7 protein-coding genes are annotated in these 5514 nt (G+C 60.1%); 5 read left to right on the top strand and 2 right to left on the bottom strand.

Annotated features, from left to right (window positions below; genetic code table 11):
* From AC1DH9_RS26060 to AC1DH9_RS26050, 3 genes are all read left to right on the top strand, one after another.
* The coding region (locus AC1DH9_RS26060) for an ABC transporter substrate-binding protein (protein WP_477809063.1) at positions 1–582 on the top strand (582 nt) is incomplete at its 5' end.
* 9 nt (positions 583–591) lie between these two features.
* Entirely contained in the window at positions 592–1395 is an 804-nt protein-coding gene (locus AC1DH9_RS26055) for an ABC transporter permease (protein ID WP_427543260.1), read from the top strand.
* Positions 1383–2219, top strand: a complete 837-nt coding sequence (locus AC1DH9_RS26050) for an ABC transporter ATP-binding protein (protein ID WP_477809062.1) — start codon at positions 1383–1385, stop codon at positions 2217–2219. Before AC1DH9_RS26055 ends, AC1DH9_RS26050 begins: the two co-directional genes overlap by 13 nt.
* A 294-nt stretch (positions 2220–2513) precedes the next feature.
* Here AC1DH9_RS26050 and AC1DH9_RS26045 read toward each other — a convergent pair whose 3' ends face one another.
* Both AC1DH9_RS26045 and AC1DH9_RS26040 read right to left on the bottom strand, forming a co-directional pair.
* Positions 2514–3839 carry a sensor histidine kinase gene (locus AC1DH9_RS26045; RefSeq protein ID WP_427543263.1) on the bottom strand — a complete coding sequence of 442 codons (1326 nt, stop codon included), beginning with the start codon at positions 3837–3839 and terminating at the stop codon, positions 2514–2516.
* Entirely contained in the window at positions 3824–4507 is a 684-nt protein-coding gene (locus tag AC1DH9_RS26040; protein ID WP_427543266.1) for a response regulator transcription factor, read from the bottom strand. The genes AC1DH9_RS26045 and AC1DH9_RS26040 overlap by 16 nt, the downstream gene beginning before the upstream one ends.
* 129 nt (positions 4508–4636) lie before the next feature.
* Here AC1DH9_RS26040 and AC1DH9_RS26035 point away from each other — a divergent pair, with 129 nt between their 5' ends.
* Both AC1DH9_RS26035 and AC1DH9_RS26030 read left to right on the top strand, forming a co-directional pair.
* The gene (locus AC1DH9_RS26035; protein ID WP_427543269.1) at positions 4637–4897 is read left to right on the top strand and encodes a hypothetical protein; all 261 of its coding nucleotides are present in this window, start codon (positions 4637–4639) and stop codon (positions 4895–4897) included.
* Between the two features lie 161 nt (positions 4898–5058).
* Positions 5059–5514: methylated-DNA--[protein]-cysteine S-methyltransferase (locus AC1DH9_RS26030; RefSeq protein WP_477809061.1), on the top strand; the 456-nt coding region annotated here is incomplete at its 3' end.

The raw sequence follows: 5514 nt of genomic DNA, 5'->3' as shown, positions 1-5514 counted from the left end.
GGCTCGACCTCGCAGTTCTGGCTCTCGTACCTGCTGAAAAAGAACGGCATGAAAATGAGCGACATCACCGTGCAGAACATGACCGCTGACGATGCCGCCACCGCGTTCATCGCCGGTCGTGTGCCGGCCGCCGTCACCTGGGAACCCCATCTGTCGATGGTCCGCGACAAGAAGCAAGGCAAAGTGCTGATCGACAGCAGCACCACTCCCGGCGTGATCGTCGACGTGGTCGCGCTCAACTGCAACGTCATCGAAAAACAGCCAGAAGACGTCAAAGCCCTGGTCGCCGGTTTGTACAAAGCGGTGAAATACACCCAGGAACATCCGGACGAGGCTTACGCAATCATGGCCAAAGGCGTCGGCGGTTACCTCGCCGATCCGAAGGAACTGGCCGCTGCGGCCAAAGGCGTGCGCTTCTACGATCAGGCCATGAGCGAAAAACTCCTCGGCTCGCCGGGCAAACCAGGTGACAGCGCGGCGCTGATCAAAATCGCCAATGAAACCGCCAGCGAGCTGCAAGGCAAACCCTACAACGTCAGCCACGACGAACTGGTCGACAACCGCTTCGTCAGCCCGCTGTAGGAGGTGGCCATGTTCAAGCGAAATTCATGGTTGAGCCGCTGCATCACGCCCAAGACCGGCTTGCCGGTCAAGGTGATCTGGAGCGCCAGCGGCCTGGCCTGGGTGCTGCTGGTCGGCCTCTGGGCCGGGTTGTCGTACGGCGGCGTGGTGCCGGGCATGTTCCTGCCGACACCCGGCGCGGTACTCGATGCCGCCGTGCGCCTGGCGCGCGACGGCACACTCGGGGTCCACGTTTGGGCGAGCCTGGAAGTGGTGATGGTCGGCTTCATCGTCTCGTCGCTGGTGGCGGTGCCGTTGGGGCTGCTGATGGGCAGCTTCCGCATCGTCCAGGCGTTCCTCGAACCGATGGTCAACTTCATCCGCTACCTGCCGGTGACCTCCTTTGTGCCGCTGTTCATCCTGTGGATCGGCATCGGTCTGGAGCAACGGGTCTCGGTGATCATCTTCGGGGTGTTCTTCCAGCAACTGGTGATGATTGCCGATGTCTCCAAAGGCATCTCCAAGGACCTGATCAACGCCTCGTACACCCTCGGTTCGACCCGCCGCGACGCGGTGCTGCATGTGATCGCCCCGGCCTCGTTGCCGGGTGTGCTCGACACCTTGCGCGTCACCATGGGCTGGGCCTGGACGTACCTGGTGGTCGCCGAACTGGTGGCTGCTTCCAGTGGCCTCGGCTACCTGAGCCTCAAAGCTATGCGCGGCTTTCAGGTGGATGTGATCTTTCTGGCGATCGCGATCATCGGCCTGCTGGGCCTGGTCACCGATCAACTGTTCCGTTTCCTTCGACTGAGGATCGCCGCATGGGCTCAGTAACTGCCRCCAATCATCGCTTCACCACACCCACTGCCGCCCCGGTGCACGCCGCGCCACGGCTGCAAGTGGACAAGGTCAGCCTGCGTTACCAGAAGCCTGACGGCGGGATTTTTACGGCGCTGGAAAAGGTCTCGTTCGAAGTGCCGGACCAGCAATTCGCGGTGCTGGTCGGGCCTTCGGGCTGTGGTAAATCCAGTCTGCTGTACCTGACAGCCGGCCTGGCCGAACCCACTGAAGGCGAGATCTACGTCGGCGGCCAGCACGTCGAGGGCCCCGGCGCGGATCGCGGAATGGTCTTCCAGAGCTACACGCTGTTCCCCTGGCTGACCGTGCGGCAAAACGTCGAGTTTGGCCTCAAGCGTCGTGGCATGCCGGCGGCCCAGCGTAAGGAAATTGTCGACTACTACGTCAACGAAGTCGGCCTGACCGGCTTCGCCGACAACTACGCCAAGCAACTCTCCGGCGGCATGATGCAGCGCGTGGCCATCGCCCGCGCCCTGGCCAACGACCCGCAAATCCTGCTGATGGACGAGCCCTTCGGCGCCCTCGACAGCCAGACCCRCCTGCAAATGCAACAACTGCTGCTGCGGGTCTGGGGCAACAGCAAGAAGACCGTGCTGTTCGTCACCCACGACATCGACGAAGCGATCCTGCTCGGCGACCGGGTCTATGTGATGGGCGCAAGACCTGGGCGGATCAAGCAGATTCTCGATGTGCCGATCGAGCGTCCGCGCACGCTGGACATGGTCATGGAGCGCTCGTTCATCGAGATGAAGCGCGAAATCTTCGGCTTGCTGCATGACGAGTTGGAGGAGGCGCATTAATCGGCTGCCCGCCAGGTGCGCGCATGGCGGGCCAGACTTCACCGTGTTGCGAGGGAGCTTGCGGCGGATATGAGATTCGGAGCAACACATGACCCGTAGCAGCTGCCGAGCCCGCGAGGCTGCGTTCGGCCGCGAAGCGGTCGTAAAATCAGGCAACGCGTGTCGTAAAATCAGGCAACGCGTTCTCTCAGGTAAACTGCGTATGCAGGATTTGCGAGGACTTCGTCCTCGAACGCAGCCTCGCGGGCTCGGCAGCTGCTACGGATCGCGTACTGGTTAGGGCAAGCCTCTCGCCTAAATACTGCTGATGGACGAACCCGGGAGTTGTTGCGGTGCCTGAACCGAAAAGTTCAGAGTAACCGTGAAGCGGTTCTTTTCGGGCGCGACCTCGATGTGCCAGCCCAGTTTTGCGCAGAGCTGGTGCATCAGTTCGAGTCCGAGGCCGTAACCGAAATCGGTAGATTCCTGATGCTGCGGGGTGTCGCGTATCCGGTTGACGATGCGCAGTTGCAGCTGTTCGAAGGTGATCTCGACACTGCCATCGTCAGCGTATTGCAGGGCGTTGCGCAGGAAGTTACCCACCACGATGCGGCACGCGGTCAGGGGCAGCCGGCAAGGTTCGTCGCTGATGCGCAGGATCAACTCGATATCGCGTTTGCCGATCAGGTAGCGATGTTCCTGGATCAGTTCATTGAGCAACTGGCGCATGTCGAGCGGTTCTTCGCGCAGCGCTTCCGGGCTCTCGCGGCTCATCCACAACAACGTCTCGGCAATCCGCTGCATGTTCAGCACCGAGCGCTCGATCCGCTGCAAGGGCGGGGGCAGTTCGCCGCCGGACTGCACGGCGAGCAATTCAACATTGGCCTTGAGCACCGCCAGCGGCGTACGCAGTTCATGGCTGGTGTAGCGCAGCAGACGCTCTTCACGCAGGCTCGCGGCTTTAACCTGTTGCACGCTGTGGGCCAGCGAATCGGCCAGCACATTGAACTCGCGAAAGATGAAATGCGGTCGGCCATTCGGCGCCGCACCGAGGCTTTCCAGGCGGGTCGACCATTGCGTCAGCCGACCGAGCGGCCGGACCACCCACCACACCAGCAGGGCGATGATGATCAGCGCGGGAATGAACACCGCCAGACCGATCATGCTGATCATCGCCAACTCGTGTTCCAGGTAGGCATCGGACAACGGCGTCTCAACCACGCCACCTGCTTCATGGTCGTGGTCGGTGTCGTACATATACAGCGTTTTACCGTCGTACAACGGGTGGATCAGGATGGCCGTGCCGTCATCCTCGTCGTCGGATTCCATGTCGCCGAAGAACTGCACGGCGCCGAAGACCAATGTCGGCGTGGTGTCGAGCAGGTCGCGGACGTTTTTCGGCAAGGCTTCCTTGCCGATCGCACTCTTGACGAAGTAGTTATCGGGCGGCGGGGTCGTCGGGTCCTGCCGGTAATGCCGGGCGAAGTATTGCGCCTCCTCTTCCATCATCGCGCTGGCGGTAAACAGGAACCCGCGCATGGTGTACACCGGCAGCAGCTGGTTATAGATGATCAGCACCACGGCAATGATCAACAGCAGACTGCCACTGATCACCCACTTCAGACTCAAGCCTTTGCGCATGTCGCCCCCAACTGAACGCCGATACCGGGCAATGTCTGGATCAACGCCACGTCGAAATCTTTGTCGACCGCCTTGCGCAGACGGTGCATGTGCACCTTGAGCGTGTTGCTGTCCGGCAATTCGTCACCCCAGATCGCCGCTTCAAGACGCTCGCGATTGACAGTKGCGGGGCTGGCGCGCATCAGACATTCGAGCAACGTCCAGCCGGTCGGTGACAGGTGCAGCTCCTGACCGTTGCGACTGACCTTGCGCGTTGAAAGATCCATGATCAGGTCCGCGACTTGCAGCCGGCTGGCCTGGCCACTGCGGCGCAGGCTCAGGGCACGAATCCGCGCAACCAGTTCCGGCAGCTCGAAAGGCTTGACCAGATAATCGTCGGCCCCGACCGAGAAACTGGCGAGTTTGTCGGCCAGGGCATCCAGCGAGGTGAGCATCAGGATCGGTGTCTGATTGCCCTGTTCGCGCAGCTTTTTACACACCTGCTGGCCGTCCAGACGCGGCAGCATGATATCGAGCAAGATCACGTCATAGTGCTGGGCAAGCGCCAGGTTCAAACCCCTTTGCCCGTCACTGGCGTGGTCGCAGACGATCCCGGTGATTTCCAGGTACTCGATGACAGTGTTCGCTAGGTCGATGTTGTCTTCGACCAACAACAGATGAATATGCACGCACAGACCTACGGTTTTTCACTAGTGGGGCAGAGGATAGCGGAGTTGCGATTCTTCGCGACAATGTTCACCTGACGTTAACCCGCGGCTCCTTATCGTGACGGCGTGTTTCAACAACAGGACCTCGACATGCAACCCGCAGGCTCGGAAAAGGAAAGCGACCACTACACCGCACAGTTTATTTTTTGCTTGCTGCTGGTGCTGGGCATCGCCATTGGCATGGCCATCTACATCTCCCAACTGAATACCTGGATCGACAAGAGAAGAGCCTATTCAACCCCCCACTCGTTTGAGTGCGGCAGAGGGCAGGGCGTCTTCATCATCGACCCCAGCGGCAAACGCCGTGATTGCTACTTTGTTGAAGAGACCGAGGACGCTGAAGATCAATAGCGGCAAATGCCGGTGGCATCAGCCCGCGAAATTCAATCGCAAGAAACGTAGTTCTTGCGTTTGAATCCGCAATTACTCTGAATACGTCCTCTGACACAGATGAACGATCGCCTTCAACGTCCAGCGACGTCTGAAGCCCTCGTCGGATCAAGGAGTCAACCATGTCGTACGTGTTCAAACTGATGAAATCCCCCGTCGGCACCCTCACCCTGGTCGCCAAAGGCAGCAAGCTCTGCGCGATCCTGTGGGAAAACGAAAAGCTCAATCGGGTTCGTCTCGGCCCGTTGCACGAAGATATCCACAGCCCCGCGTTGCTGGAGACTGAGCGTCAACTTAATCAGTACTTTGCGGGTGAGCGTGATTGCTTTGAGCTGGAGCTTGATTTTGCCGGGACGGAGTTTCAGCAAAAGGTTTGGCACGCGCTGCTGACGATACCGTTTGGGGAGACGCGGAGTTATAGCCAGATTGCCCAGCAGATTGGTAACCCGAAAGCGGTTCGGGCGGTGGGGGCGGCGAATGGGAAGAATCCGCTTTCGATTGTTGCGCCGTGCCATCGGGTGATTGGGGCTTCGGGGAGTTTGACCGGGTTTGCGGGTGGGTTGGGGGCGAAGCAGTTT

The sequence above is a fragment of the Pseudomonas sp. 05T35 genome (assembly GCF_056396605.1).
Note: the sequence above shows the minus strand (reverse complement) of the source record. Positions and strands in the feature narration are given on the sequence as shown.

What these genes read in the sequence shown, in the direction of transcription:
- AC1DH9_RS26055 (WP_427543260.1), top strand. Translation starts at nt 592, where the DNA reads ATGTTCAAGCGAAATTCATGGTTGAGCCGCTGCATCACGCCCAAGACC.
- AC1DH9_RS26045 (WP_427543263.1), bottom strand. Translation starts at nt 3,839, where the DNA reads ATGCGCAAAGGCTTGAGTCTGAAGTGGGTGATCAGTGGCAGTCTGCTG.
- AC1DH9_RS26035 (WP_427543269.1), top strand. Translation starts at nt 4,637, where the DNA reads ATGCAACCCGCAGGCTCGGAAAAGGAAAGCGACCACTACACCGCACAG.